This is a genomic window from Nocardia sp. NPDC101769 (assembly GCF_044766925.1).
Taxonomy (GTDB): Bacteria; Actinomycetota; Actinomycetes; order Mycobacteriales; family Mycobacteriaceae; genus Nocardia.
Map to the genome: position 1 here is coordinate 1 of NZ_JBIWMX010000148.1, position 1,206 is coordinate 1,206.

Annotated in this window: 2 protein-coding genes; both read left to right on the forward strand. The window is 60.1% G+C overall.

The genetic code is table 11. From position 1 onward, the window contains the following. Positions 1-237: 237 nt before the first annotated feature. Entirely contained in the window at positions 238-579 is a 342-nt protein-coding gene (locus ACIRRA_RS46055) for a hypothetical protein (RefSeq protein WP_402782509.1), read from the forward strand. A 40-nt stretch (positions 580-619) separates the two neighbouring features. Beyond that, complete coding sequence (locus ACIRRA_RS46060) at positions 620-1,066, forward strand: DUF6879 family protein (protein WP_402782512.1); 447 nt, start codon at positions 620-622, stop codon at positions 1,064-1,066. Positions 1,067-1,206 lie beyond the last annotated feature (140 nt).

The window sequence follows — 1,206 nt, forward strand, 5'->3', positions numbered from 1 at the left end:
CTGGGCAGACCAGCGGTTACCCCACACCTAAAACCGCTTGGTCTGCGCGCCCTCGGCGCGCAGACCAACCCGAAACCCGGGTCGGTGGATCGAGGCTAAGAAACCCCCAGCCCTTCAGGCCACACCTATGCCGAACTATGCCGAAATTGGCCTGATACGAGGTCAGGCATGACATCGGAGAGAAACAATCAAGAGGCGCAAGCATAGTTGCGCCTAGTCCGAATGGGAGCCTTGATCATGTTGTCGAAATTCCTGGGCAAGGGTGGATCAGGCGACGGGGAATGCCCGTCGCTGTACGCGACCGATACCGACACTTATGTTGTGGTGGGCTGGAAGACCGAGACACCGGGGACAGTGGAGATTCCGCACCTGCTGTTGGGGTTCGCGGAGCCGGATACGTTCATCGGTGCCACGATGAGCGATACCGGCCGGGGAACATTCCTGGTGTCCGGCCGACCGATCACCGACCCGGAGACGGTGGTCCGGCTGGACATGGAGCCCCACGAGACCGCTGTTGAAGTGCCTAAAGCGGAGAGGACTTTCTACGGTGTTACTGCGGCAGCCCAGCCCGTGGCCTGAACTGTTCAGGGAGGCCCAACAGGAGGCATTCCACCTGGAGGTGAGGGACACCTACTCCGTGCCTGCCGAGTCGGAACCGTTGCGACGATTCCTCAACGGTGAACCTCCGGTACCGGAGTACGGCAAGCGACCGTGGACTGAGCTTGTCCAGGAGGCCGTTAGCCGTGGAGTACGGGTTACCCGGGTTCGTGTGATCACCGAGCCGCACAGCGATTATCAGCGCTGGCTGCTGTCGATCACAGCGAGCAACGTGGAGGCAGGGGAAGACATCCGGTATCTTCCCCGGCATCTTGCCGGGGAAGTCCCACCGGATGACTGGTGGCTGTTCGATGACACAACTGTAGGTTTCAACCTGGTGGACAACGACGGTAAGCCCGCTGGTGCAGCAATAACCACAGACCCGGGTATTGCTGCTTACTGCCGAAGCGTGAAGGAAAAGCTTTGGCAATCAGCTGTTCCGTTCAACGAATACACCGGTGAACTCTGACCGGTGACTGATTCAGTACAACAACAGCGCGACGCCCTCGGGGAATGTCAATGGCCATATGGAAGTCGCCGCTGGTGGCCGGGTGAGGTATCCACTGGTGGCCAGGAAAAGTCCCCACCTCCTTGCGGGGGTGGGTGGTC